Origin of the sequence: Methylocapsa polymorpha, from assembly GCF_045689225.1 — a bacterium.
Classification (GTDB): Bacteria; Pseudomonadota; Alphaproteobacteria; order Rhizobiales; family Beijerinckiaceae; genus Methylocapsa; species Methylocapsa polymorpha.
This window is the reverse complement of the sequence record NZ_CP136862.1, coordinates 824846-847878: the sequence shown is the minus strand read 5'-3', so window position 1 is coordinate 847878 and position 23033 is coordinate 824846. Positions and strand designations below refer to the sequence as shown.

Genomic DNA, 23033 nt, shown 5'->3' with positions numbered 1-23033 from the left:
TCTATTTCTCCAGGTCTTTGCTGCCATATACCGCCCACACAAACGGGCGCTTATCGCGCAGGAATTCGATCGCCTCGCGTTCATCAAGGGTCAGGCCTACGGCGTTAGCCGCGTCGACAAGCCAGTCTACAAATTCCCGGCTAGTTCTTGGCTCCCGTTCCGCAAATATTCGAATCCATAGGGTGTCATACACATCCCTCAGTGAGGCGCTCACAGAATGCCTGCGCCTCTTCCGTTCTTTGCCCACGAACGCGTCCAACAGGAGCGGATGAGTCTTCCTCATCCAATGGATCACGCTCGCCGCTTCGGGTTTTAATTCGCCCACGACATAATAGCCGACGAGCATCTCCCCGAATTTTTCTTGAGTCTCCGGGTATTTTGTGCCGGGACGCCAATCTTCAATCACTCGAATCATCAACCTGTCAAAAATGTCCTCATTGATGCGTTCACGCGGCCCGCGCCTTCCCTTCGAATTCGTTAAATTTTCTTCGCGCTGAGGATCTGTTGAGGAATCGCCAGCCGGCAGAGCCTCGACCATCGCGCCGGCATGGTCAGGATTGAGGACAGGATTAAGCTCCCTTGAAGCTTTGATCTCGACGGGCCGGCGCAATTCGATCAATGTAAAGCGAGGTTGCTTGGCCTCGCCGACTTGCCACAAGCCCCCTGTGCTGAAATTGATCCGCCAGTCATCGCTCGACCATACGCCTCGAGGGACTTCGGAAAGGGACGTTGCGCCAGGCCCTAAGCCCCAAGCGACCAAATCTCCGAGGCGCAGCAGCTCAAAGAAGCAATCATATTTCGCGGCGAGAACCTCCATGAACGGAAGGAAATCGAGGCACAGCTTTGTCAGAACTCCGCCGGCTACATATTTGCCGGCTCTGATCCTCTCGTCCCTTTCCTCTCGCTCCAAAGCCCTAGCGCCGTACTCCCATGGCACAATACCATCTATGAGAAGAGCGCGAAGATCCACACCCTTCATCAAGACCGGCTCATCCTTGGAGAAAAGCCGCAGTGGCCGGGGTCGCGGCGGCCCAGCCGGACGCCGCGCGGGAAGCACAAGATCAAGCCAACAATTCGCCTCAATCGGAACATCGCTCAACCCCCGCGCCAGTCGTTGCACGTCCGGGTCTTGAAGCACGCCGAGCCGAAAGGCTTCGACCAAGGTCTTGCCCTCAAGAAGCTCGGCGACGTTGGGGTCGTCTAAGATCGGAATACCCACCAAAGCAAAGGTTGTTCATTCGCAAAGAGCCGCAATAAGATCGCAGCGGCTCTTTATCAACCCTCAAAACTGTCATGCGATCAGATCGCGGACGAGACTATCGTACAGTTGGACTTCAGGCTTAGCGCCGGGCGCTTCCCAAACCCCACAATAGGATTCAATCGCCCGCGCCTTGACCCGCATCCCCTCAAGTGTCTTTGTTGGAATCGCAGCGATCCGCCTGGCGATCGCGTCCGTGCGGCCCATCCCTTCCTTGAAGATTGGCCACGGAACCTCGCGTTCTTCCAGGGCGCGCTCCGCCGCATAGGCCTGAGCGAATTCCTCGCCCAGACGCAGCAGCTCCAAATCCGGATTCTCGGCGCCCAGCGCATTGTTTGTCGCCGCGACCGCGCCGCCGGCGATCGCCGCCGAGCCAAGTCCACTGAGAATTTTGCGCCGAGACAACCGGGCGCCGGCGGATTTGGAAGACATCGTTCGATCGTTCATTTTTATTGCTCCAAGCCATTGAAATCATTGGGCGTAAAATTGCGCCGAGTTCAACTTTCGGTCGTCACCGCGAAGGCGTCGCCCTCAATTTGAATTGTCGTCTTCCCGTGCCGGATCAACGCGGAGAATTGTTCGCCGGCCGAGACCAGGCGAAGGCTTCGGCTCGACGTTCCGACGTCGCCGGCAATGCGCTCAGCCTCGGCCTCGAGCCTCTGCATGGCCCGGCCGGCCATGGACGCGGCCCGACGCACGCCGTCGAGCTGACGTGACGCCTCAGCGATAGAAATCTCTGTGCTTTTCGATTTGGACATTGGATTGCTCCTGAAATTGGAAAAAGGATGGTCGAAGGCTCGGATGCGGGCCGTCAGGGTTCGACCGGCGGCGCGCGGACCCTCGGCGGCCAGGCCGTCGGGAAGCGCCAGCCGCCACGCTTGTCGATCGGCGGTGATTTCCCTGTCTTGGCGAGGACGTCAGCCCACCACGCATCGCCCGCCGGCGAGTCGCGCCTCACCCAAACGCCAGGCGACGCGGTTGGCTTAGCGACGCTTGCGGTTTGACCGCCCCGCGACCGCTTCGCCTCGGCGTCGCGCACGAGAAAGCGGCGAACCTCGGCATGCCAATCCAAACGGATCGGGCCGGTCGACGCAGCCCAAAGCCTCAAATCGCGGACCGACCTCGCAACCTCTTCCTCGGACAGCCCTTCGGCCTTGCCAAAGGCTCGATCCTCATCGCTAGCCTCGAAATCGGCAGGCAGCGGCCCAGCTTCACGCGCGGGCGCGCCCTCTCTCGGAAAAGGGGTAGTTTGGGGAGTTAAAGAGGGGGGTGGGGGGGGAGAAACCGAGGGGAAAGAAGGGGGAAGGGGTTGCACATCGTCACGCCGTGACGCGGCGCGGCGGCGCTCGCGGCAACGTTGCTGACGCATCCGCGCGCCTTCGCGAAGCCGGGCCAGGCGCTCTTCACGCTCGCGCTCCTTGGCCTGCTCGAGAGCCGCCACGGCCGCGGCGATCTGCTCACCGGAGCAGCCTTCCTCCAACAAAGCTCTGGCGATAGGGCCAAAAGTCGCCACGACTCAGCTCTCCACCGCGGGCTGGCCGAGGGACGTGAAGGATCGAAATGCAATCTCCACGTCCTCGAAATCGAGCTCCTGATGGATCGAACTGAGGTAAGCAGCCTTGAAACGAATGTCCTCGACCGAAACGCAACGCCACCCTAGGAGAGCCGTCAACGCTTCGTTATCCGCGACCACAGCCGCATCATGGTCCTCCCATGAGGCATCAACCCCGAGCTCGCGTTCCTTCGCCTCAAACTCTTCGAATATCTTGTCGATGTTGGCCAGTCGCTCCACGCGCGCTTCGAAGAAAAGCGCCCTCATCCGAGCTTCCGCTTCCGCCGGCAGGACCCTTTCAACCATTCTAAAGACGTCCCGATCCCTATAGTCGAAACAATCGTTTAGATGTTGCTTGCAATCGGCGGCAGTTTCTCCCTCGATATGAATTCCTCCAAAGACAAACGCTTTCGAGCCGCGCCGGATAGACTTGCGCCAGGCCTTATATTGCGAGCGGATTTCATCCTCTTTTTTCGCAGCCTCGTTTTTAATTTTGAGCGTCTGTTTATGCGCTTCGACGAGACGCTGAAGTTCGGGCGAGATCGCCGGCGCTGCGTCGGCGGCTTTGGTCAGCGCACCGAAGACGGCGCCGGCTGACCCGGCGGCGAAGAATAAACGACGATTTAGCAAGCCTTTGGCGCTTACCGGAACAAGGTTGTTCGGCATTGTGGTTACTCCCTATTGGTAGGTCAGCGATCTAATGATATGCTACATATCACGACCGAAATTGACGATCAATAGGCGATCATAAGATATGTTAGAGATCACAGGGGCGCAAATGAGGGCGGCGAGGGCATTAGTGCGTTGGCGCGCAGAAGACCTGGCAGAGGCGTCAAAGATCGGCGTTGCCACAATTAGACGGGCGGAGGGGACAGACGGCGCGCTTTCAATGACGCCTGCCAACCAAGCCGCCATCCGAGCCGCCCTGGAGGCGGCGGGCGTCGAGTTCATCGCCGAGAACGGCGGCGGCCCGGGTGTGAGACTCAGAAAAGGCGCCAGCCAATGACCACCTGGACTCATAGAATCATTCGATATTCGGACGGTCGCGGCTTTAGCCTTCACGAAGTCTTTTACGACGAGGCCGACAATCCGGTCGACATGACGGCCGAGCCAATCTCGTTCACGGTCGAGACCGCCGAGGGACCTTCGGCGCTGATCGAAATGCTCAAACAAGCGCTTCTCGATGCGGAACGAGGCGCGGTCCTCGACGAATCTACTGTCCGCGCAGCCGCAGCTCGCTCAACCTCGGACGAATGACCGGCTTGCGATCCCCGGTTGGCGGTGCAGCGGCGGCGCGGGCGTAAGATTGCGAAAAAGTGGCCCCGATTGTCCTTGATTTTTGTAATCATTTGGATACATTTCATGTACACACTCGTTCGGTCGTCGGTTTTCGACGAATGGCTTGCCAAGCTTTTAGATCAGCGCGGCAAGGCTAGGATTTTAGCCAGGCTCACGAGCTTCTCACTTGGTAATTTTGGAGATTGCGAGCCGGTTGGCGAGGGCGTCTCAGAAATGCGCATTCACTTTGGCCCTGGCTACAGGGTCTATTTCGTGAGAAATGGCGCGACGGTTTACGTGCTTCTGAACGGTGGCGACAAAGACTCCCAAAAACGGGATATCGAGCAGGCCAAGGCCATGGCTCGAGCCCTGAAAGGTGGCGTGTGATGATCGATTATGCGACCTTCGATATATCGGATTATCTTGACAATGATGAGGTCATTGCCGAGTACCTTTCCGCTGCGGCGTCAGATCCGAACCCGGATGTTCTGCTTATCGCCATGAGCCACGTAGCCAAGGCGCGCGGCATGGGTCAGATCGCCAAGGCCGCAGGCCTCGGACGTGAGAGTCTGTACAGGGCTCTTTCGCCCGGCTCTCATCCGCGTTTCGAAACCGTGAGCGCTGTATTGCGAGCTCTGAACGTCCATCTCGCTGTGGCGCCGAACGCAGATAAAGCGGAAGAAAGTGAACATGAATGCGCCTCCCACGGGGCGTAGCCGCTCGCCCATCGATGAGAACCTCTTTTCCAAGATCGAGGCCGACCTGCTCGTCTTGAAGTGGATGGTTGGCTTCGTGCTAGCCCTGCTCGCCGGGATCGCCTTGAAGCTTTTTCTGCATTGAACTTAGGATCTCGCTGGGCGGCGAGGAAACGATTTCGGCGGATTGTCCGCCTGCTCGCAAGAGTGAACCTCGCTCGCGGGGAGCAAGAAGGATGACTGAGATCCAATTCATCGGCTTTATCGTTGCGCCGCTCGCGCTTCTCGCCGTCGGATGGGCTGTCGCGCTCGCCGTCGATTGGCGAGCCCATCACGGCGACTAGCCGGCCACCCCTCGACGCTGTGAGGTCAACACGATGACCGATCTCCGCTATTCCGTGACCATAGAGCCTCTCTCAGAGGCCGATGGCGGCGGCTTCGTCGCCTTTGTTCCAGATCTGCCGGGCTGCATGAGCGACGGCGAGACGCCGGAAGAGGCGCTCGCGAATGTCAAAGGCGCAATTGAAACATGGATCGACGCCGCTGACGCCCCGGCGCACGCCAATGGGATGGCTGACCTCGTGAGCGGCAAGGAAGAGCTGTTGACGGCGAAGGAAGCCCTCGCGCTGGCGGAGGCCGCGACGCCGCTTGCATTCTGGCGGAGCAAACGGGTGATGACCCAGGGCGAGCTCGCCGCGCGCGCTGGCGTTTCGCAAAGCGCCATCGCCGATATGGAGCGCGGCGAGCGCGCCGGCGCTGCAGCGGTCCTCAAGCGCGTGGCTGAGGCGCTTGGCGTTCGGATCGAAGATCTTATCTCCGAATGAGCAATCCACTTCCGTGGCGGCGCTTGGGCAAAACCATTGGCCGGGCAGTCGTGTTTCTGCATGAACGCTTCGGCGGATTGTCCGCCTGCTCGCAAGTTAGAGAATCTCGCGCGCGAGGAGCAAGGGGGGCGAGAAGAAGGCGCCCGGTTTTTGTGTGTCAGGATGACCGGAAACCCCGCAGCGGCAGCCCATTCTGCGTTTCGCCCCGTCGGAGGCTGACGGCTCTCGCGAACCTCAAGGCAGATCAGCAGTTAAAACCGTAGCAGCCAACGATCGCCGACGAAAGCTCAAAGACCGAGGAGCCGGTCGGCGGGGGCAAATCCGCACGGGCGGCCCTCGCCAAAGGACTCCGGTTCCCGGTTTACCGGGAACCGAGGAGGCGATAGCGGCGATTGGCGCGCGCCAGGTCTCGCCGGAATCGACGAAAACCAGAGAGGTCCGGGGGGATGGATGGACGGAAGTTTTTCGGCGGTCTTACGCCAAAAACTGCGCCGAAGGGTCTTCGAGGAAACTCAGCGCAGCCTATTCAGCGCGGCGAGGCGTTCGAAAAAGTCGGGCTTGTTTTGCTGGGCGGGCGCGGATTGCGGTTCCGGCGTCGGCTGCGGCAGGGGCCTTTCGACGGCGGGCGCTTCCGGTGCGGTGAAGAGCGTCTTGCGCCAAGCCTCGTCCGGGAGGGCCCGGACCTTCGCGATATAGGCCCACTCGTCATCCGTGAGCGATGAGAGGCCGAGATATTCGGCGATCGCGAGATTGTAGATGCGGCAATCGAGCAAGTGATTGTCGCGCTCGGACGCCTTCAGCTTCCAGACCTTGCGCGGCTTGCCGCGAAGGGTCTCCTCGGCGAGATATTCGGCCGTGATCTGCCGGAAATAGGTTTCGTCGAGCCAGGTTCCGAAATGGCAATATCCGCTCGGATCGCTTGTGGCGCCGGAGCGCAGGCCTTCCTTGCGGAGGTCGGCATAGAACGCGCCCTTGAGCGGCCAGGTCCCGACCGGCCAGAGCTGGCAGCCTTTCTTGACCTTCCGGCCGGCGAGATCGATGTCGACCAGGCTCGGCGTGCCGATCGGCGGCTTGCCCCAGCCGTCGCGGCCGTCGACGGCGAGAACGACGTCGCGCCCGGTTATGTCGTGAAGCCGCTGATTCCGCCGCACCCAGGAATAGACGACATGCGTGCGATAGCCTGAATCGATCGCGAAGGCGTCGAGCCGCCGGGGCCGGCCAAAGGCGTCCGGGAACTCGCGCTCGATGGTTTGAGTCGCAAGCCTCTCGAACGCGCCGCCGTCAGGATCTTCGGTCCCACCATCGATATAGAAAGCGTCGACGACCCAGCTTTGCCGATCCGGCGCAAAGGCGATGATCTCGACCCATATGCCGCGCATCTGGACGTCGGCGGCGCCGATGAGCATGAGGCCGCGCGGCGGGACATGGCCGCGCTTGTGGCCCTCCTCGCGGCGCTCGAGCAGCCGGACGTGATCCGGTGCGTCGCCCTTAATTTCGTAAGGCAAGCCGAGCCAGAGGTTCCAGAACGTCTTCAGCTTCGACGGATCGTCGCCGGCCGAGATATGCGCCTTGGCGACCTCGTCCCAAGGCACGAAAGGGCTCGAGAGCGTGTCGAAATGATAAGAGGGGAACGCGCCCGGCCGCGTCGCCGTCGGGACCCATCGGCCCTTGCGCATGAGCGCGTTTTTCTCATGCGGCTCGATGATGACGCCGCAGCATGGCGCCACATAATGCGCCTTGTGCGGGTAGGTTCGCTCGAACCGGAAGTTCGGCCCGAACTCAAAGACGAATTCGGAGGCCGAGCCGTCCGCGTTGCGGCAATGCGGGCAGGGCACATGCCAGCGCCGTTGATCGCCGGCGGCGTGCCGCGCCTCGATTTTCGAGCCGCCTTTGATCGTCGGCGTCGAGATGTCGGCCTTTTTCCAGTCGCCTTGCGCCAGAAAGGACATGAGGCGGCCGTCGGAGATCTCGATCGGATCGCCCTGGCCGTCGAGATCGTCCGGATATTGGTCGATTTCGTCGCGGAGCAGCTTTTTGATCGTCTTCGAGCGCAGATCCGCCGCCGAGGTCGCAATGGCGAGGGTGAGCGCCCCGCCGGGATATTTCTTCGAGTAGGTCGTCGAGCCTTCGGCCGAGCGGGACGTCTGCGGCGCCACTTTTTTGCGGAGCGTCTTGGTCGATTCGATCGCTGGCTGCAGCTTGTCGCGGTTGAAATCGGACAGGGCCGCGTCGGTCGGCTGAACGACCATCATGCGGCAAGGATCGCGGTCGATCGAATGGCCGATCGCGGCGATGAGCAGGGTCGTGAAGCCGGTTTGCGCCGATTTCTGCGCTGCGATCTCATTGACGCCCGAGTCGGGCCCGAGCATATCGAGCGGCTCCTTGATGTAGGGGGTCAGCTCAAGGTCCCAGGGCTCGCCGGCGCGCGGGCCATCGGGCACGACGAGGTTTTCGGACGCCCAGCGCGACGGAGGGATGGGCTCCGGCGGCGCGAAGCCCTCGGCGAGGGCGGCCGCGACGATCGCGCGCGCCGAATGCTTGAATTGGAGCGTCACGCGGCGGCCTCTTTCTCTGCGCCGGCATGGGCCGCGACGCTTTCCTCAAAGATCCTGCGCATCTCGCGCTCGAGGGCTTTGCGGACGTCGAGCACCATCGATTTCATCAAAGTGCGCGCGCCGTGCGGACCTTCCCGGCCGACGGCGGCGGCGATCTCGTCGGCGCGGGACGGGAGCTGCTCAAGGCCCCGCACGATGGCCTCGGCGCATTCGCTCATGGCTGCGGAGACGTCCTCGACGGCGATGAGCTTGCCGAGCCTTTCCTCGAGGTCCAGGCGGGAGAGCTCGGCTTGGTAGGACATCCGGCGCGCCTGCTCGCGGGCGAGGCTCTTGTCGTTCGGATCAGCGCCGGCGCTAGCCGCGAAGGGGGCCATCCTGTCGGGCGGCGCGACGAGGCTCTCGCGATCTTGGACCCCTTCACGGATCGCGTCCCGCGTTTCGCTGCGGATGCGGTCATAGGCGACGAGATTGACCAGCTTGCTGTTGCGAGGGCCGAGGCGCGTCTCAAGCAGGCCTTGGGCTTCGAGCTTCGTGATCCGCCGCGACATGACGCTCGCGGCGATTCCCTTTTGTCGCGCGAGTTCGTTGATGCCGATCCAAAAATCGTCGAGTTCAGCCGTCGAGGTCATCTGATTTGTCCATGACTATTGCCTGCAACACTACTATTATGCCACCATTACCTCAAAAAATTCAAGCACTTACTAGCAAAATCCCGGACTGCGGCGGCACCGCAGGTCAGAAAGGGAGGGGGAAGGACCCGCGAATATATTTCTCGTACCACTGATGGTCCTGTCCGATGATTTTGCGGCGATCTTTCCGGCGCGCTGCTCGAGCGAAGCCAACGGCCGAGACTTCAGCGAGCGCCGCGCTATCGCTTGTGTGGATAGTTGCAGGCCCGCGCCGCGCGCAGATCGAATATCGCGCAGAACGCCGTCGCGCCTTCGATTGTAGACTTTGTTGTGGCCCTGCGCGCCGACCGCCAGCGCCATCCATCGCAAAGACGGTCTTCTATGAGGGCTTCATAGATTTGCGCCGCCGGAGCACCGCACGCCCCCTCGACTGAGATTTGGGGTCCTCTAGCTGCACAATTTTGTGTAGCTAACAAAAACAGCAACTTACCGGAAGTCCATAAACGCTCCAGCCGGACAGCTACAACTCGCCGAAGATAGCCCGCCGCTCCAGCGCCGCGCCGCGTCCGATCGCCGTGAAGACATAGAAACCGGTTCGGGATGACCCGTCTCCGAACGATCGGAAACCGGGTCGTTTCGACCGCAGCTTGTCAAGAAAGCAGTTCCGCATCACTTCGACCTGCGACGTACTCTTGCCTGTTAAGTGTTTGACTTTCTTCACGAAGCTCAAAATTGAGCCAACAGAATTCGTCAGCAAACCAGAGCGCAGGGCGCGAAATCACTCATAGCCGAAAATTCGGTTATGGGATTTTCCGAGGTCGCTTCTCGTCATCCTACGGTCGCGGCTAGACTCGACCGTTATTTCGAGATGGACCGCGACGCCTTTTCGCTTCTGGTCATGGGATTCACAGGCGAAAGCGCACTGAACCTCATCAACGTCGCGCAGGCCGAGACAGTCTCGAAACCGGTTCGGAAGACGGCCGCCGAACGATCGGAAACCGGGCCCAAGCCCAACTCATCCCGGCGAGAAAGCCGTCCCGCGTCATATCCACACACATTGGTCTTTCACACGGTAAGTCTTTGATTTGAAACAATCCAAAATTGGATTGCCCAAATTCCCGCCGGAGATCAGCACGGCCCATGCCACTGCGCCGCCGGCTCTTTGGAACTGTGGCGTTGGCCGCGTCACACCCGAGCCAAGCCTTCGGTGCAAGCACAAATGTACGGAAATCCCGTAATTATCTCTTGCCGTATATACGGAAATTCCGTATATATGCCGCATGCAAACGGTCGTCGAAACGCCTTCCTATCTCAACGCCGCACGGCAGGCCGGCCTCTCGGATGAGGATCGCTTCAATGTCGTCAGCGAGCTCGCCGCCAACCCGGCTTTGGGCGATCTGTGACCTTGATTGTTCTCTCGCTTTCAGAGAACGCAATTTTGCGTTCTGTGAGGAAAGTCAAAGACATAGCACAGGTGCGACGAAGATCGTCTATGTCGAAAGTTCCGGTTCGCAGGCCGCGGCAAAGGCAAGAGCGGCGGCTATCGGATCATCTCGCTTTACGTCGGCCCCCATATTCCTGTCTTCCTGCTCACCGTCTTCGGCAAGGGCGAGAAGGCCAATCTGACAAAGGCGGAGCGAAACGACCTCGGCGCACTTGCGAAACGTCTCGTCGACTCCTATCGCAGCAAAATCACGAAGCTTGGAGCCGCTCCATGAGCAAAAAAGCATTCGATAAAATCGCCAGCGGGCTTTCCGAGGCCATCGCTTTCGCCGAAGGCCGTGCCGATTTGGCCGAATATCGCATCCATGTCCCGTCGCAGATCGACGTGAAGGCTTTGCGCAAGCGGCTCGGCTTGACGCAGCCGGAATTCGCCGCGCGCTTCGGCTTCAATGTCGGCCGGCTGCGGGATTGGGAGCAAGGCCGCTCCAATCCTGATAGCGCCGCTCGCGCCTATCTTGTCGTGATCGACCGCGAGCCCGACGCCGTGCGCCGCGCGCTGGAGGCCGCCTAGACTCGCCGCCGCCAAAATCCTCGGCGCCAGCCCTCGCTAGGAGAAAACGCCGTGCCCAACGCAATCTTCAGCTCATCGCCTTAAGCAGATGCTTCAGCACTGCCGGCGGCACAGCGGTCTGCGCCGAGGCGTAGAAGACCTTCACGACTTCGCCTTGCGTCAGCTCTTTCGGCAAAGACGGCCCATAGAGCTTGCGCATTGGAAATCGCTTGCTTGTGGTGCGCGCTCTAAACCCCTCGACCCCGCGCCCAACGATCCCAAAAGACCGCTTGAAGAGATGGTCGACACCCCAGGTCTTGGCGTCGATCGCCTTTCCCGTATTTTTTACGGGAAAATCCTTGATCGGAAGACCCTTGCCGGTCGCGACGATCTGATAAGTCAGCCGATCCGGCGCGGCCCGCGCCCAGCCCCGGCCAGAATCCTTCATATGCGACGTGATCGAGGCGTATTTAATCACGCCAGTGTCCGTCTTGAGCGCCCGCTGAACTTGCGTGCGCACTTTGTCGCCGCCTTCGTTCAGCCCGCGCGCGATGGCCTTCGAAATCACCTTCTCTAAACCAGAGCTTTTGAACCCCTCGGCTTTGACGCGAAAAACCAACATAGACAGCCCCCATAAGACGAAAATAATAAAAGAACCAACGCCATTCTGCGATCAAGCCGCCCGTATCCTCTGAAAACGAACTGAGAACATGTCCTTTCGTATAGTGGGTTTACGGTGGTAGCGGACCTCCGCTACCCACCGATTGTACGATCTTATGCGAATGACGCCGCTCTTGGGGAAGACAGCACGCTATCTTATTTTCAGAAGGCTTTGGGATGGGGGCGCGTTCCATCGTGGCTTTGGCTTAGCTGTTCTTATTCGTCACATAAGAAACTGATCGTGGGTCCGATTGGTATGGCCGCGACGGCGTCATTGACGTAGAGGAAACGCTCGCGTCGGCAGGTGCGACAGCTTCCAGGACTTGAACAAAGCGTCGGTTCAGGCGCAGGTGAGCGCAGCGAGGCCGCCGATCCGCTATCCAGCCGTGAAGGTCGTCTTCTTCTAATGATGGAATGGGCGGACTGAGCGGAAGACAAGGCGTCATCAGCACTTAAGGCGAACTTGATAAGCCGTGCAGTACCAAACGCAGTGCCGACTCACTTGCGTAGCATGAGCAGGCGAACGATGTCGCCTTCCCACCGTTGGGCGGTTGCCGCATATCGCAGAGGCTACGGGAATCGACGCGATTGCGCTCTTCCGAGCGAATGCGATGTTCGTGCCGTCGGTCGTCCTCTGCCGTAGCGGTGAGACATCGCGACCGCTCACAACCCTGCAAGAACATAGCCGGTATTTAGAGTGCTTCGGAAAAGCGGACACGACTGAGTCGCGCTTTCGCCAAGTCGTCTGCTGCATATTCAGCCATTGTACCGCGAGCTAACTGCTATTCCCGCGCATCGTGCGCTTTTGAAACGAGATAGGTAGCGTGGCTCAGCCCGAGCAGCGACGTGAAGGTCGCGCCGAGCTGGGGTAGACTTTGGAATATGGCGTCGTGCGCATTCAGCATTGTAACCATCTTGATGTCGCTCATCCATTCCAACAAGAAACTGAAGAAGCCGAACACCAGAATAATGGTGATCATCACGTTCTGCAGGCGCGCCACATCGACCGTATCGGAGTTTGAGTTTTCCTCCCCCATGAAAACATCGGCGAGCGAGGCGCCCGCGGGGGATGCGCGCTTGTCAAGACCCGTCGTCTGGGCGCCGAAGAAAGCCGCTCCGCGGCTCGTTGCATCCTGAGAGTCGCCTGCAGTGTTGAGTTCGACCTCCTTGTCCTTTGTCCCCAGAATGAGGGTCGACAACATGGTCGAAGTGGTCGCGATTCCGAGCGCCGCCGCGACCGATGCGGGGATGCTCGGAAAAGCATGATAGCTCGTCAGAGCTTCCGGTGACTGAAGAATGCCGGCGAATCCGACATTGAACATCGCGAGCGCCAGATAGCCGCCCAGCACCACCACCGTCCATAGCGTCACCTGAGCGCGGGCAAGGGAGACGCGGTTGCGCGTGTCGATCCAGATTCCCGCAATTCGGCCCTTGGTTGAAAGGCCGAGGGCCACCAACAGACCTGCTGCCCCAACCAGCGTGATGATGTAGGGAACGACAATCGAGGTCGAGCCTGTGTCGGAGCTAAGGCCCGTCAGATAGGCGGTCGTCGCGTACATCCAGCCGAAATAATACTTCTTCCAAACCTGATCCTGATCCGTAGCGACCGCGGCCCGCCAAATGAGGGCGCAGGAGGGCCCGGACGCCTCCTGCGAACATTTTCGCGCCTCGTTCAGAACGTCGTCCGCCTTAGTCCACACGATCTTGTCGGCGTCCTCCGGCAACGTCAGCGACGTGGCTCCGCCTAGCAGGGCTTCACAGACGCCAGCCTGTTTTTCGCTCGGAAAGCTCTGACGCTCGTTCACGCACAAGGTCGCCATCTCGGTTAGGAACAGCTGCTGATAGCCCAGATCTGTTGAGACCAGAGAGTTGCGGGCGCCGCTCATGGAAAGGCCCGAAATCGCCGACATGGCCCCACCGACGATGAACAAAAGCACGCCGATGATCCCCATCAGCCAAGGGATCCCGCGTTGAAAGCCCTTCGCGATCATAGCGGGAGACAACGCCAGGGGCTTGCCGTCCGGCAATCCGGTCCCAGTGAGCGCATTGACCAGCGGCGCCCCGTCCGCGCCGCCGACGAGCGTCGCAGCGCGGGAAAATATATCGAACGTGCTTCCATTCCTCAGTTCGAACCGGAGTTGATTGGCGATGGAATCCGCACTCGTCGAGCTCCAAGGCTTTGGCGGTGGTCTGTCGGTGGTGAGGTTCAGCTTCGAAGGGTCCTCGCCAGCTGGCCAAACAATGAGCCGGCTCTGCGGCGCGGACGCATTCTTGGCCTGATCGACGATCGCCATGAGCGCGCGAACCGAGTCGCCGTAGCGCTGATCATTGATCGCCGGCAGCGGCTCGCGCCTCTCGAAGCCCAGCCCTCCTGAGGACGCGGCCAGTTGCGCGACGAGACGGCGTGCGCCGTTCACGGCGCCCGTCCCATCGGCGAGGCCAATCCCCATGAGACGCGTTTCCGCCCAGACGATTTGAGCCAGTTCCCCAGCGGTGAGCGCCATCACGACCTCCCCTATCCGAGCAGTGACCGCCGTTCACTGTCCCTGGTTCATGAGTGGCGGCCAACGCCGCCCTACGGCGCATTATAGATAGTCGACGGAAATCTAATTGGACAAACGCTATCCTCAGCTCAACATCACGTCAATCCGGCGAAACCTGTAGCGAGCCTTGCATTGCTCAGGGGTCGACCGGTCGCCAGTCCTTGAAACGGTGTTGGCTCAAAGTGAAAAATGCAAGAAAGAGGTAAAGACTATTGCGTGATACATTCGTTCACACTACTATCCTGCAGTCAACTTGGTCCCCAGCAGCGCCGTTGCCTGCTTGGCGCGTCTCTTTTTGCGCCGCGAAAAGCGAACTTGTTCCGGGTTCTTTCGCTTCTTCCGGGTCCCCACAGAACTTCCGGTGCGAGATTTTGCATCGGCGTAGATAAAGGCCCAGACTGGACGGAGGAGAATTGAGATGCCAGTAGCTCTTAGTTATCCCGGTGTTTATGTTCAGGAAATTCCAAGCAGCGTCCATACGATCACGGGCGTGGCGACTTCGATAACAGCTTTCATCGGGCGCGCCGCGCGCGGTCCCGAAGACACGCCAGTCACGATCAACAGTTTCGCCGACTTCGAGCGTACTTTCGGCGGTGTCTGGCTGAACAGCAGTCTTGGCTACGCGGTGCGCGATTTTTTTCTCAATGGAGGAGGGCAGGCGATCATCGTGCGGCTCTACAAAGCCGACACGAGTCAGAACGCCAATCCGGCGGCGAGCAAGATCAGGGTTGGCGATTTCAGATTCACCGCGGCGAGCAGGGGCGCTTGGGGGGCTGGTCTGCGGGCCAAGATCGACGTCAACTCGTCGGCCGACGTCGCGAAAAAATACGGCCTCGCCGCCACCGACATGTTCAACTTGAGCATCCGTGAAGTGGATGCGAGTGGGAACACGCTGTCGCAGGAAATCTTTCGAAACCTGTCGGTGAAGGACAGTCCTCGGCGCGTCGACAAGGTGCTGCAGGCTCAATCCAAACTCTTAACTTGGGATGGCGCCTGGCCTCCGGCGACCCTGCCGAACATCGCGCTGAACGACGACGACATCACGAAAGATGAAGCCGCGCTTGCCGTGGCGAAGGCTGCGAATCCTCAGGTTCCCAACGACATCGTGGCGGCGCAAGCGGCGGTGGACGCCGCACACGCCGCGGTCGCGGCCTCCGACGGACTTGCGCTGACCAAAGTCGACAACTTCACGCCCGTTGGCGGGCAGGCGAACAAGAGCGGTCTCTATGCGCTGGAGGGTGCGGATCTCTTCAATCTCCTGTGCATCCCGCCCTATCTCGCGTCCGGCGACGTCGATCCCGCTCTCGTCGCCGAGGCCGCGGCCTATTGCGAAACGCGCCGCGCTTTCCTGATCGTCGATCCTCCAAGCAATTGGACTCAGAAAGCGACGGCGATCAAAGACTTCACCGATACGACAGACAGGGTGGGGACTCGAAGCAAGAATTCGGCTATATTCTTTCCGCGGCTGGTGGAGCCCAATCCACTCCGAGATAATCAATTGGAGACTTTCGTCCCGTGCGGCGCCATTGCAGGCGTTTTCGCGAGCACGGACGCCAATCGCGGCGTCTGGAAGGCTCCTGCCGGGATCCAAGCCCCCATTGTTGGTGCTACCCGGCTGTCCGTGGGCTTGACGGATGCCGACAATGGGGAGTTGAACCAGCTCGGGATCAATTGCCTGCGTTCGTTTCCAGTCATCGGAACGGTGGCGTGGGGCGCGCGGACTTTACGCGGCGCGGATCAACTGGCGGACGATTACAAATACATTCCCGTTCGGCGCACGGCGCTGTTCATCGAGGAGAGTTTGTATCGGGGCCTGAAATGGGCCGTGTTCGAGCCCAATGACGCTCCGCTTTGGGCGCAGATCCGCCTCAACGTCGGGGCCTTCATGCAAACTCTGTTTCGACAGGGGGCGTTTCAAGGCTCGACCCCCCGCGAGGCCTATTTCGTGAAATGCGACAGCGAAACCACGACCCAGAACGACATCAATCTTGGCGTTGTCAACGTCGTGGTGGGTTTCGCTCCTCTGAAGCCGGCGGAGTTCGTTGTTATCAGCATTCAGCAGATTGCAGGCCAGATAGCGGTCTAATCTCTAGAGGGGAAGAGCCATGGCCTCGTTCAGCGTCAATGCGCAACGTTTCGATCCCTACAAGAATTTCAAGTTTCGCGTGAAATGGGACGGCAAATACGTCGCCGGCGTCAGCAAGGTCGGCGCGCTCAAGCGAACGACGGAGGTCGTGAAACATCGCGAGGGCGGCGATCCTTCGAGCTCCCGCAAATCGCCCGGACGTTCTGAGTACGATGCGATATCGCTCGAACGAGGGGTCACGCACGACAAGGAATTCGAACAGTGGGCCAACAAGGTTTGGAATTTCGGTTCCGGTCTTGGCAAAGAAGTATCGCTGAAAGACTTCCGAAAGGACATCATCCTCGAAATCTACAATGAGGCCGGGCAGCTTGTCGTCGGTTATAAAGTGTATCGTTGCTGGGTGTCCGAGTTTCAGGCCGAGGCGGATCTCGACGCCAACGCAAACGCGGTGCTGATCCAGAGCATCAAGCTCGAGAACGAGGGCTGGGAGCGTGACACCAGCGTGACGGAGCCCACTGAGCCGAGCTTTGTCGAGCCCCAGTAGGCGCGTCCGAAAGTCGGGCTGGATCGTCCGGTGGACCGTTTCGAGCCAAGGCGAATCTGGCGAGGACGCTATCTATGATGACCGACGGAACAGCGGAGATGGTGCGGGCCTACGAAGACGGCCTTGGGGCGTCGTTGGGCGAACGTGGCCTCATCCTGCTAAGACTCGTTTTTCCGGACGAGACCGAAGCGTCGAGAGCATCGACTCCTGTGGGACGCCGCGACGCCGCGTTGCTTGACCTCTTCAGCCGCATGTTCGGCGGCGTCGCAGAGGCGCTGACGGATTGCCCGCGTTGCGGCGAGAAGATTGAAATGGAGGTGCCGCTCGACGCCATTCGAGCGCCGGCGCCCACTGACGAATCCACCCGCTTCACGCTGACTATCGATGGGGGGCAGATCGTCTATCGTCTCCCGAATGCCGGCGACCTCGCCGCGCTCGGGGCGGCCAAGGAGTTAGGAGACGTGGAGACGGCGAGGCGTGCGCTTGTCCGGCGATGTTTCGTCGCCAAGGAGGACCGGAGCGACTTGTCAGAGCATGACATAGAGAGATTGGCGGCGGCAATGAGCGAGTCCGTGGCCAAGGCGGACCCGCAAGCGCAGGTTCTGTTGGAATTAGATTGTCCATCCTGTGCGGCTCGCTGGTCGGCGCCGTTCGACATCGTCGAATTTCTCTGGCGCCGCATGGAGGCGCGCGTAAGCGTCTTGTTGCGTGAAGTCCATGTGATCGCCAGTTCATACGGTTGGACCGAAGACGAAATCCTCGCGCTCAGCCCGTTCCGCCGCCGTCGGTACCTGGAGTTGATTGGCGCATGAGCGATATGATCGCATACCTCGCCGCGCGGAGCGTGCGTGCGCCGGCCGCCGCGGCTTCGGACGCCGAGGCGCGGTCAAGCTTGGGCGTGCAACCGCGTCTGCCGACCCGTCTACGAGGCGGGGGCGATGGGCGAGCCTGGGCGCGGACCGACGCGCGTCGGAAGAGGAGAACCTCTTTGCCGGCGACGGGGACGCCGCCGTTCCGCATGCCTCGCGGGCAAGCAGAGCGGAGCGCGAGCAGGGATGTCCCATGCCGGCTCCCTCGCCGGGGGCTCGGGTTTCCGGGCGCTTGTGCGAACTAATCCACGTCACAGAGCCCGAAGCGGCGCGAGATGCGGCAGCGCCGATGCGTCGCTCGCCTGTCGCAGAAAATGCGTCGCCGATGCCCGCGGTCGATCGGTCGCAGCGTCGCGCGACTGACGACTCTCGCCGCGAGGCGTCTCCGCCGCCGCCCACGATCCCCGCGCGTTACAGCACTGACGCTCAGCGAGCCCGGGCAAGCGACGAAACGCCGGAAACAAGCGACGCCGCCGATCGGCCGGCACTGACCACCCCAACACCGTCATCGACGCTGTCTATGACGACGCGCGAGCCGCGAGAGGAAGAGGCCAAGATCGCGCCGCTGAGGCCAACTGCACGCTTTGGCCCGCATAGGTCTCCGGACGCGCCCGCGGCGGAGCCATCGCCGCGAAGTGTCGTCATCGCGACTTGGGCCCCGGCGCCAGCCGCGGTGCGGTCGAATTCTTTGCCTGCTCCAGCGCCCGCGCCCATGTCTCCGCGCGTGCAAGTTACGATCGGCCGCATCGAGATACGCGCAACGCAGGCCCGAGCGCCGCAACCGCCGCCGCAACGGCGCGAGTTCGGGATATCGCTCCAAGAATATCTGGCGAAACGCGAGCGCGGGTGAGAGGCGCGCATGAGCAACTTCCGCGCCGTGGCCACAGTGACAGCGACGCTGCAGCGGGTGCTTCAGGCCGCGATCCAGGCGGATGTCGCGGGAGCGACCGTTACGACGGTGCGCCCGAGCGAAGGATCGAGCGCGAATTTGCCGACGACCGGAGTCAATCTCTTTCTCTATCAGGTCGGCGTGAATCCGCATCGCGCCAATGACGACCTGCCGACGCGGCGCGCCGACGGCGGGACAATGACCCGTCCTGTCGCGGCGTTAGATCTCTACTACCTTGTGAGTTTCTACGGCGACGAGCTCAAGCTCGAGCCGCAACGGTTGCTGGGCAGCACTATGGCTTTCCTGCACGGACAACCCCAGCTGACCCGGGCGCAGATTCAGGCCACGGTTGCGGACGCCTCGAAACCTTTCCTCGCAGGCTCGGATCTCGCGGATCAGCCCGATGTGGTTCGGTTTGCGCCAACAAGCCTGACCTTCGATGAGCTTTCGCGACTGTGGTCGGTTTTCCTGCAGACGCACTACGTCCTCTCGACGACGTTCAGGGCGTCTACGATTCTCTTGGAACAGCTGATCTCGACGCGTCCGTCGTTGCCGACGCGCGATGTGCGACTGGCGGCTGTCCCGTTGCAAAGGCCCATGATCTCTCGCGTAGCGGCGCAGGCCGGCAATGGCGCGCCGATCACGCCCGGCGCCGTGGTAAGGATCGACGGCAGCGATCTCGTTGGCGACGGGGCGTTCGTCGAGATTGACGGCGCCCTAACGCCGACTCTAAGCGCCGACGATGACCTCATCACACTGGCGCTTCCGGTGGGCCTCGCCGCCGGTCCTCACGCGGTGCTCGTCCGACGCGGCGTCAAGAACGGGACCGACGCCGACGCGCGGCCCATGTTTGCATCCAATCCGGTCGCCTTCGTTCTCCTGCCTGTCATCCACAAAACGGCGAACCAGTACGACATAGCGATTTCCGGCGTGCAGGGCGCGGGCGCCTCGCCGCGCTCCGCGATGGTGACGATCATCCTGATCCTCTCGATCGGCGTCCGGCAGACGGCGACGCTGGAGCTTCTGAACGCGCAAGCGGCGGTCGCCTATACATTCCTCGCCGTCCCGAGGGCGAGCCCGACGACGCAACTCGCGTTTGCTATCGCCGGAGTCGCGGCGGGCGACTACTTCGTCCAGGTGCGGATCGACGGTGCGGTAAGCCCGTTGGACCTTGACGCCAATCGCGCGCCGGTCTCACCCAAGGCGACGATCCCGTGAACGCGCGCTTCGAAGCCGATTGGGAGAGCCTCAATCAAGCCCGTCTGTGGCAGGAGCTGGCGCGGCTGCGGGCGTTGATCGAGAAGAAGGAGCCAAGGCCGGGCCATGATACGCTGCGATCCCCAACGGCGATCGACATCCTCGTCCGCAAGTTTGGGCTTTCGGAGTTCGAGCGCGATCTGCTGCTGCTCTGCGCCGGCGTTGAGTTCGATGAGGGTTTCTCGGAAGCGCTGCGGAGCATAGGCGCGCCGAGCCCCTGTTTTGGCCTCGCTCTCAAGGCGCTGCCCGGCGCGCATTGGAGCGCGATCGCGCCGACGGGGCCGCTGCGGTTCTGGCGGATGATCGAGGTCCGTCCTGGGGACGCGCTGACGAGCGCGCCGCTGCGCATCGAGGAGCGCATTCTCCACTATCTCGCCGGCGTGCCTCATCTCGACGAGCGCTTGCAAGGCCTTGTTCGTCCCTATCGCGCCGCGGAGCCGCTATCCACAGCGCAATACGAAACGGCCCGTCGGCTGGCTGGCCTTTGGTCCGACGCCGGGGCGCGTGGCAAGCCATGGCCAGCCGCCCAGCTGGTTGGGCCGGAGGATGCCGGCGCAGTCGCCGTGGCCGCCGCAGCTTGCGCGGCCCGAGACCTCGGCCTTTGCGTCATGCGAGGCGCAGACCTTCCGCTCGCGGCGAGCGACCGCGCGGCGTTTCAACGGCTGTGGGAACGTGAGGCGGCGCTCGGCGAGAGCGGGCTGATAGTCCTCATCGAGGATGCAGATGGTCCCGAGACGCTGCGGGCTGCGGCGGCCTTCGCCGAACATGCGCGATCCGCCGTGATCTTCGCCTGCCGCGAGCCCCTGCGCGTTTCGGGCCGACCCTGACGCGTCTCGATCTCGAAAAACCGCCGCGTGCGGAACAGGCGGCGCTCTGGCGGTCCGCGCTCGCTCCGCTCGAAGCGCGCCGGCAAGAGCAAGAGGGCGAGCGCAAGCCGCTCGACGAGTCGATCGAGCGGCTCGTCAATCAGTTCGATCTCTCGGCGGCCGCGATCGCCGCGCGACGGCGCCGCTTGTGACCGGCGACGGGACGGACGCTGACTCCGTCGGCGAGCAGCTCTGGGACGCCTGCCGCATCCAGTCGCGCGAACGGCTGGGGGACCAAGCCCAGCGCCTGGAGACGGCGACGAAGTGGGAAGATCTCGTGCTGCCGGAGGCGCAGAAGGCGGCTCTGCAGGAGATCGTCGCGCAAGTCCGCCAGCGCGCGAAGGTCTACGATCAATGGGGCTTTGCGGCGAAGAGCGCGCGCGGCCTGGGCGTGAGCGCTCTGTTCTCCGGAACCTCTGGCACAGGCAAGACGCTTGCCGCGGAGATAATGGCGAATGAGCTGCGGCTTGATCTTTACCGGATCGACCTCAGCCAGGTCGTCAGCAAATACATCGGCGAGACCGAAAAGAATCTTCGCCGCGTGTTCGAGGCGGCGGAGGCCGCGGGCGCGGTGCTGCTGTTCGACGAGGCCGACGCGCTGTTCGGCAAGCGCTCTGAGGTCAAGGACAGCCACGATCGTTACGCCAACATGGAGGTGAGCTATTTGCTTCAGCGCATGGAGTCCTATCGCGGTCTCGCGGTTCTGACGACCAACATGCAGCAAGCGCTCGATCCGGCGTTCAAGCGCCGCCTGCGCTTCATCATCCACTTCCCGTTCCCGGACGAGGTCGAGCGCGCCGAAATCTGGCGGCGGGTATTCCCGCGCGATGCTCCGCTTGACGGCGTCGACGTCACGCGTCTCGCCCGCCTCAACGTCGCCGGCGGCAATATCCGCAACATCGCTCTCGGCGCGGCGTTTCTCGCGGCCGACGAGCGGTCTCCGGTGCGCATGGCGCACTTGTTGCGCGCCGCACGAGCGGAATGCGCGAAGCTCGAGCGTCCGCTGACCGACGGCGAAATCTTGGGGTGGGCCGAACAATGAACACCTGCGAGCGACGCCCTCCGCTCTATGAGTTCCGCATCGACGAACTCGTGCTGGAAGGGTTTTCGCCTGGCGAGCGTCACGCAATCGCCGCCGCGATGGAGCGTGAATTGACGCGACTCTTGTCCGCCGCAGACGCTCCGTTCGCGGCGGCGGGCGCGCGCAGCCTTTCGGTCGGCTCGCTCGACGCGGGGTCTTCAACATCGACGCTGGGGCGTCGCCGGCCGCGGTCGGCGTCGCCGCGGCGCGCGCCCTGAGCCGAAGCCTCGCGACTTTGACGACCGGGAGCGCATCCGCGGCAACGGCCCCGGCAAGCCGGGATGTTCAGGGAAGCGCGCCCTGTCGGGGAGGCCCGAAGCGATGAGCGGCGCCTCGACCAGAACCCAGTCGGCGCCAATCCCTGCGGCGAAAGCGAGGCAGGGGAGCGAAGCGGAGCGCCAACGTCGGGCATTCCCGCAACGCGCGGCTGGTTGCCGCCCGTCGCCGACTCGCCGCGCCTGCGCATCGGCCGAGCGAACGACCCCAGCGAAACGGAGGCGGACGCCGCCGCTGAACAGGCGCTCTCGGAGCCGGCGAAGGACGCGGCGCCGTCGCTCGGAGCAGGGCAGGGGCGCGGATTCTCAAGGCCAGGACGTCGCCTCGGGGCCGCCCGCCGCCGCCCCGGCTGGACTGGAGCAGCAAATCGCCGCCGCCGCCGGCGAGGGCCGCGCCCTCACCCGAGAGCAGCGCGATTTTTTGAGCCGCGCTTCGGCCATGACTTTGCGGCGGTGCGCGTCCACGCCGGACCATCCGCCGCGAAGGCCGCAAAGGATGCCGACGCCCAAGCGTTTGCGCTTGGCGACGACATCTTCTTCGGCGCGGGCGAATACCGGTCAGAAAGCGAGGCTGGCCGGCGCCTGCTGGCCCACGAGCTGGCGCATACTATCCAGGCGCGCCCCAATGTCGTGGCCCGCCGGGCGCTGCCGTTGGCGAACGATCTTCCCGATGCGTCCGCTGATGCAGGCCCCGCTCAACCCGGCGCTGATGACGCGGCGAACGCCCTTGCCAGCGCACCCGAGGGAGACGAGAGCGTCGCCCGCGATCGGCTTAATGCGCTCGATCCTCTGACGCAGTCGCAGGCTCTTGCGCGAATGCGAGAGCGGCTCCCTGCGGGCGAGGCGGACAAAGCTTCGGGGTTCGCGCACACGGAGGGCGAGGAGCCGAAGCGAAGGCCGCATTCAAGGCCCCCGCTCAGGTAGTCGGCGGCGGGGACGAGAAGACCACGACGCCCGGCGAGCGACGCCGAGGCGTCGAGACTCGCGCGCAGTCGGCGGCGCCGGCGCCGGTTGAGACTGTCGCTGAAGAGCCGGGCGCGACGACGACTGCGGCACACGAGCGGGCGAGCGCGAGCGCCGTCGCGAAAATGCAGGAGGCGATCCGAACCGTCTCGGGCGAAGCGGGCGCGGAGACGCGCCGTTGCGGAACTCGCCGTCGCGCCTGATGCGCCAAAGGCC

At 62.3% G+C, this 23033-nt stretch carries 26 protein-coding genes; 17 read left to right on the top strand and 9 right to left on the bottom strand.

Translation table 11 applies throughout. The features are described 5' to 3' along the window. Position 1: 1 nt before the first annotated feature. The 5 genes from RZS28_RS04005 to RZS28_RS03985 form a co-directional block, all read right to left on the bottom strand. Positions 2-982: a hypothetical protein gene (locus RZS28_RS04005; RefSeq protein ID WP_407339946.1), complete on the bottom strand. Its 981-nt coding sequence runs from the start codon at positions 980-982 to the stop codon at positions 2-4. 309 nt (positions 983-1291) lie between these two features. After that, positions 1292-1705, bottom strand: coding sequence for a hypothetical protein (locus RZS28_RS04000; RefSeq protein ID WP_407339944.1), 414 nt, complete (start codon positions 1703-1705; stop codon positions 1292-1294). 50 nt (positions 1706-1755) lie between these two features. Next, positions 1756-2016, bottom strand: coding sequence for a hypothetical protein (locus tag RZS28_RS03995; RefSeq protein WP_407339942.1), 261 nt, complete (start codon positions 2014-2016; stop codon positions 1756-1758). Between the two features lie 53 nt (positions 2017-2069). Then, positions 2070-2771, bottom strand: a complete 702-nt coding sequence (locus tag RZS28_RS03990) for a hypothetical protein (RefSeq protein WP_407339940.1) — start codon at positions 2769-2771, stop codon at positions 2070-2072. Between the two features lie 3 nt (positions 2772-2774). Then, entirely contained in the window at positions 2775-3476 is a 702-nt protein-coding gene (locus tag RZS28_RS03985; RefSeq protein ID WP_407339938.1) for a hypothetical protein, read from the bottom strand. A gap of 88 nt (positions 3477-3564) precedes the next feature. Here RZS28_RS03985 and RZS28_RS03980 point away from each other — a divergent pair, with 88 nt between their 5' ends. From RZS28_RS03980 to RZS28_RS03955, 6 genes are all read left to right on the top strand, one after another. Then, positions 3565-3816 (top strand): transcriptional regulator, encoded by a 252-nt coding sequence (locus tag RZS28_RS03980; protein WP_407339937.1) that lies wholly within the window; start codon positions 3565-3567, stop codon positions 3814-3816. After that, the gene (locus tag RZS28_RS03975) at positions 3813-4067 is read left to right on the top strand and encodes a hypothetical protein (protein WP_407339935.1); all 255 of its coding nucleotides are present in this window, start codon (positions 3813-3815) and stop codon (positions 4065-4067) included. The genes RZS28_RS03980 and RZS28_RS03975 overlap by 4 nt, the downstream gene beginning before the upstream one ends. A gap of 105 nt (positions 4068-4172) precedes the next feature. Beyond that, positions 4173-4475, top strand: a complete 303-nt coding sequence (locus tag RZS28_RS03970) for a type II toxin-antitoxin system RelE/ParE family toxin (protein WP_407339933.1) — start codon at positions 4173-4175, stop codon at positions 4473-4475. Continuing rightward, a complete protein-coding gene (locus RZS28_RS03965) occupies positions 4475-4804 on the top strand; it encodes an addiction module antidote protein (RefSeq protein WP_407339931.1) in 330 nt (109 codons plus the stop codon). Before RZS28_RS03970 ends, RZS28_RS03965 begins: the two co-directional genes overlap by 1 nt. Continuing rightward, positions 4779-4928 (top strand): hypothetical protein, encoded by a 150-nt coding sequence (locus tag RZS28_RS03960; protein ID WP_407339929.1) that lies wholly within the window; start codon positions 4779-4781, stop codon positions 4926-4928. The genes RZS28_RS03965 and RZS28_RS03960 overlap by 26 nt, the downstream gene beginning before the upstream one ends. A 232-nt stretch (positions 4929-5160) precedes the next feature. Continuing rightward, positions 5161-5607, top strand: coding sequence for a helix-turn-helix domain-containing protein (locus RZS28_RS03955; RefSeq protein ID WP_407339927.1), 447 nt, complete (start codon positions 5161-5163; stop codon positions 5605-5607). A gap of 512 nt (positions 5608-6119) precedes the next feature. Here RZS28_RS03955 and RZS28_RS03950 read toward each other — a convergent pair. Continuing rightward, the gene (locus tag RZS28_RS03950; RefSeq protein WP_407339925.1) at positions 6120-8162 is read right to left on the bottom strand and encodes a phage terminase large subunit family protein; all 2043 of its coding nucleotides are present in this window, start codon (positions 8160-8162) and stop codon (positions 6120-6122) included. Beyond that, on the bottom strand, positions 8159-8791 hold the full coding sequence (locus RZS28_RS03945; RefSeq protein ID WP_407339923.1) for a hypothetical protein: 633 nt from the start codon (positions 8789-8791) through the stop codon (positions 8159-8161). Before RZS28_RS03945 ends, RZS28_RS03950 begins: the two co-directional genes overlap by 4 nt. 1280 nt (positions 8792-10071) lie before the next feature. Between RZS28_RS03945 and RZS28_RS03940 the strand changes: the two genes are divergently transcribed. The 3 genes from RZS28_RS03940 (at position 10072) to RZS28_RS03930 (ending at position 10805) form a co-directional block, all read left to right on the top strand. After that, the gene (locus tag RZS28_RS03940) at positions 10072-10194 is read left to right on the top strand and encodes a hypothetical protein (RefSeq protein ID WP_407339921.1); all 123 of its coding nucleotides are present in this window, start codon (positions 10072-10074) and stop codon (positions 10192-10194) included. 144 nt (positions 10195-10338) lie between these two features. Continuing rightward, a complete protein-coding gene (locus RZS28_RS03935; protein ID WP_407341035.1) occupies positions 10339-10509 on the top strand; it encodes a hypothetical protein in 171 nt (56 codons plus the stop codon). Further along, positions 10506-10805, top strand: coding sequence for a helix-turn-helix domain-containing protein (locus RZS28_RS03930; RefSeq protein WP_407339919.1), 300 nt, complete (start codon positions 10506-10508; stop codon positions 10803-10805). Before RZS28_RS03935 ends, RZS28_RS03930 begins: the two co-directional genes overlap by 4 nt. 67 nt (positions 10806-10872) lie before the next feature. Here the strand turns inward: RZS28_RS03930 and RZS28_RS03925 are convergent, their stop codons facing one another. Continuing rightward, complete coding sequence (locus RZS28_RS03925; protein ID WP_407339917.1) at positions 10873-11406, bottom strand: hypothetical protein; 534 nt, start codon at positions 11404-11406, stop codon at positions 10873-10875. A gap of 820 nt (positions 11407-12226) precedes the next feature. Beyond that, entirely contained in the window at positions 12227-13948 is a 1722-nt protein-coding gene (locus tag RZS28_RS03920) for a hypothetical protein (RefSeq protein WP_407339915.1), read from the bottom strand. Positions 13949-14405: 457 nt separating this feature from the next. On the opposite strand from RZS28_RS03920, the gene RZS28_RS03915 reads away from it, so the two are divergent. The 8 genes from RZS28_RS03915 (at position 14406) to RZS28_RS03880 (ending at position 22778) form a co-directional block, all read left to right on the top strand. Continuing rightward, on the top strand, positions 14406-16073 hold the full coding sequence (locus RZS28_RS03915; RefSeq protein WP_407339913.1) for a phage tail sheath family protein: 1668 nt from the start codon (positions 14406-14408) through the stop codon (positions 16071-16073). A gap of 19 nt (positions 16074-16092) precedes the next feature. Continuing rightward, positions 16093-16617: a phage tail protein gene (locus RZS28_RS03910; RefSeq protein ID WP_407339912.1), complete on the top strand. Its 525-nt coding sequence runs from the start codon at positions 16093-16095 to the stop codon at positions 16615-16617. A 74-nt stretch (positions 16618-16691) separates the two neighbouring features. Beyond that, entirely contained in the window at positions 16692-17429 is a 738-nt protein-coding gene (locus RZS28_RS03905) for a hypothetical protein (RefSeq protein ID WP_407339910.1), read from the top strand. A gap of 916 nt (positions 17430-18345) precedes the next feature. Further along, positions 18346-19593: a DUF4255 domain-containing protein gene (locus RZS28_RS03900; protein WP_407339908.1), complete on the top strand. Its 1248-nt coding sequence runs from the start codon at positions 18346-18348 to the stop codon at positions 19591-19593. Continuing rightward, positions 19590-20459 (top strand): hypothetical protein, encoded by an 870-nt coding sequence (locus RZS28_RS03895; protein WP_407339906.1) that lies wholly within the window; start codon positions 19590-19592, stop codon positions 20457-20459. The genes RZS28_RS03900 and RZS28_RS03895 overlap by 4 nt, the downstream gene beginning before the upstream one ends. Before the next feature lie 187 nt (positions 20460-20646). After that, on the top strand, positions 20647-21540 hold the full coding sequence (locus tag RZS28_RS03890) for an ATP-binding protein (RefSeq protein WP_407339905.1): 894 nt from the start codon (positions 20647-20649) through the stop codon (positions 21538-21540). After that, entirely contained in the window at positions 21537-21797 is a 261-nt protein-coding gene (locus RZS28_RS03885; RefSeq protein WP_407339903.1) for a hypothetical protein, read from the top strand. The genes RZS28_RS03890 and RZS28_RS03885 overlap by 4 nt, the downstream gene beginning before the upstream one ends. 63 nt (positions 21798-21860) lie before the next feature. Continuing rightward, a complete protein-coding gene (locus tag RZS28_RS03880; RefSeq protein WP_407339901.1) occupies positions 21861-22778 on the top strand; it encodes a DUF4157 domain-containing protein in 918 nt (305 codons plus the stop codon). Positions 22779-23033 lie beyond the last annotated feature (255 nt).

Bases quoted from the DNA above. Each gene is read 5' to 3' on its own strand.
- RZS28_RS04000 (WP_407339944.1), bottom strand. From the start codon at position 1,705: ATGAACGATCGAACGATGTCTTCCAAATCCGCCGGCGCCCGGTTGTCT.
- RZS28_RS03995 (WP_407339942.1), bottom strand. From the start codon at position 2,016: ATGTCCAAATCGAAAAGCACAGAGATTTCTATCGCTGAGGCGTCACGT.
- RZS28_RS03985 (WP_407339938.1), bottom strand. From the start codon at position 3,476: ATGCCGAACAACCTTGTTCCGGTAAGCGCCAAAGGCTTGCTAAATCGT.
- RZS28_RS03980 (WP_407339937.1), top strand. From the start codon at position 3,565: ATGTTAGAGATCACAGGGGCGCAAATGAGGGCGGCGAGGGCATTAGTG.
- RZS28_RS03975 (WP_407339935.1), top strand. From the start codon at position 3,813: ATGACCACCTGGACTCATAGAATCATTCGATATTCGGACGGTCGCGGC.
- RZS28_RS03970 (WP_407339933.1), top strand. From the start codon at position 4,173: ATGTACACACTCGTTCGGTCGTCGGTTTTCGACGAATGGCTTGCCAAG.
- RZS28_RS03965 (WP_407339931.1), top strand. From the start codon at position 4,475: ATGATCGATTATGCGACCTTCGATATATCGGATTATCTTGACAATGAT.
- RZS28_RS03960 (WP_407339929.1), top strand. From the start codon at position 4,779: ATGAATGCGCCTCCCACGGGGCGTAGCCGCTCGCCCATCGATGAGAAC.
- RZS28_RS03955 (WP_407339927.1), top strand. From the start codon at position 5,161: ATGACCGATCTCCGCTATTCCGTGACCATAGAGCCTCTCTCAGAGGCC.
- RZS28_RS03945 (WP_407339923.1), bottom strand. From the start codon at position 8,791: ATGACCTCGACGGCTGAACTCGACGATTTTTGGATCGGCATCAACGAA.
- RZS28_RS03940 (WP_407339921.1), top strand. From the start codon at position 10,072: ATGCAAACGGTCGTCGAAACGCCTTCCTATCTCAACGCCGCACGGCAG.
- RZS28_RS03930 (WP_407339919.1), top strand. From the start codon at position 10,506: ATGAGCAAAAAAGCATTCGATAAAATCGCCAGCGGGCTTTCCGAGGCC.
- RZS28_RS03925 (WP_407339917.1), bottom strand. From the start codon at position 11,406: ATGTTGGTTTTTCGCGTCAAAGCCGAGGGGTTCAAAAGCTCTGGTTTA.
- RZS28_RS03920 (WP_407339915.1), bottom strand. From the start codon at position 13,948: ATGGCGCTCACCGCTGGGGAACTGGCTCAAATCGTCTGGGCGGAAACG.
- RZS28_RS03915 (WP_407339913.1), top strand. From the start codon at position 14,406: ATGCCAGTAGCTCTTAGTTATCCCGGTGTTTATGTTCAGGAAATTCCA.
- RZS28_RS03910 (WP_407339912.1), top strand. From the start codon at position 16,093: ATGGCCTCGTTCAGCGTCAATGCGCAACGTTTCGATCCCTACAAGAAT.
- RZS28_RS03905 (WP_407339910.1), top strand. From the start codon at position 16,692: ATGATGACCGACGGAACAGCGGAGATGGTGCGGGCCTACGAAGACGGC.
- RZS28_RS03900 (WP_407339908.1), top strand. From the start codon at position 18,346: ATGAGCAACTTCCGCGCCGTGGCCACAGTGACAGCGACGCTGCAGCGG.
- RZS28_RS03885 (WP_407339903.1), top strand. From the start codon at position 21,537: ATGAACACCTGCGAGCGACGCCCTCCGCTCTATGAGTTCCGCATCGAC.
- RZS28_RS03880 (WP_407339901.1), top strand. From the start codon at position 21,861: ATGTTCAGGGAAGCGCGCCCTGTCGGGGAGGCCCGAAGCGATGAGCGG.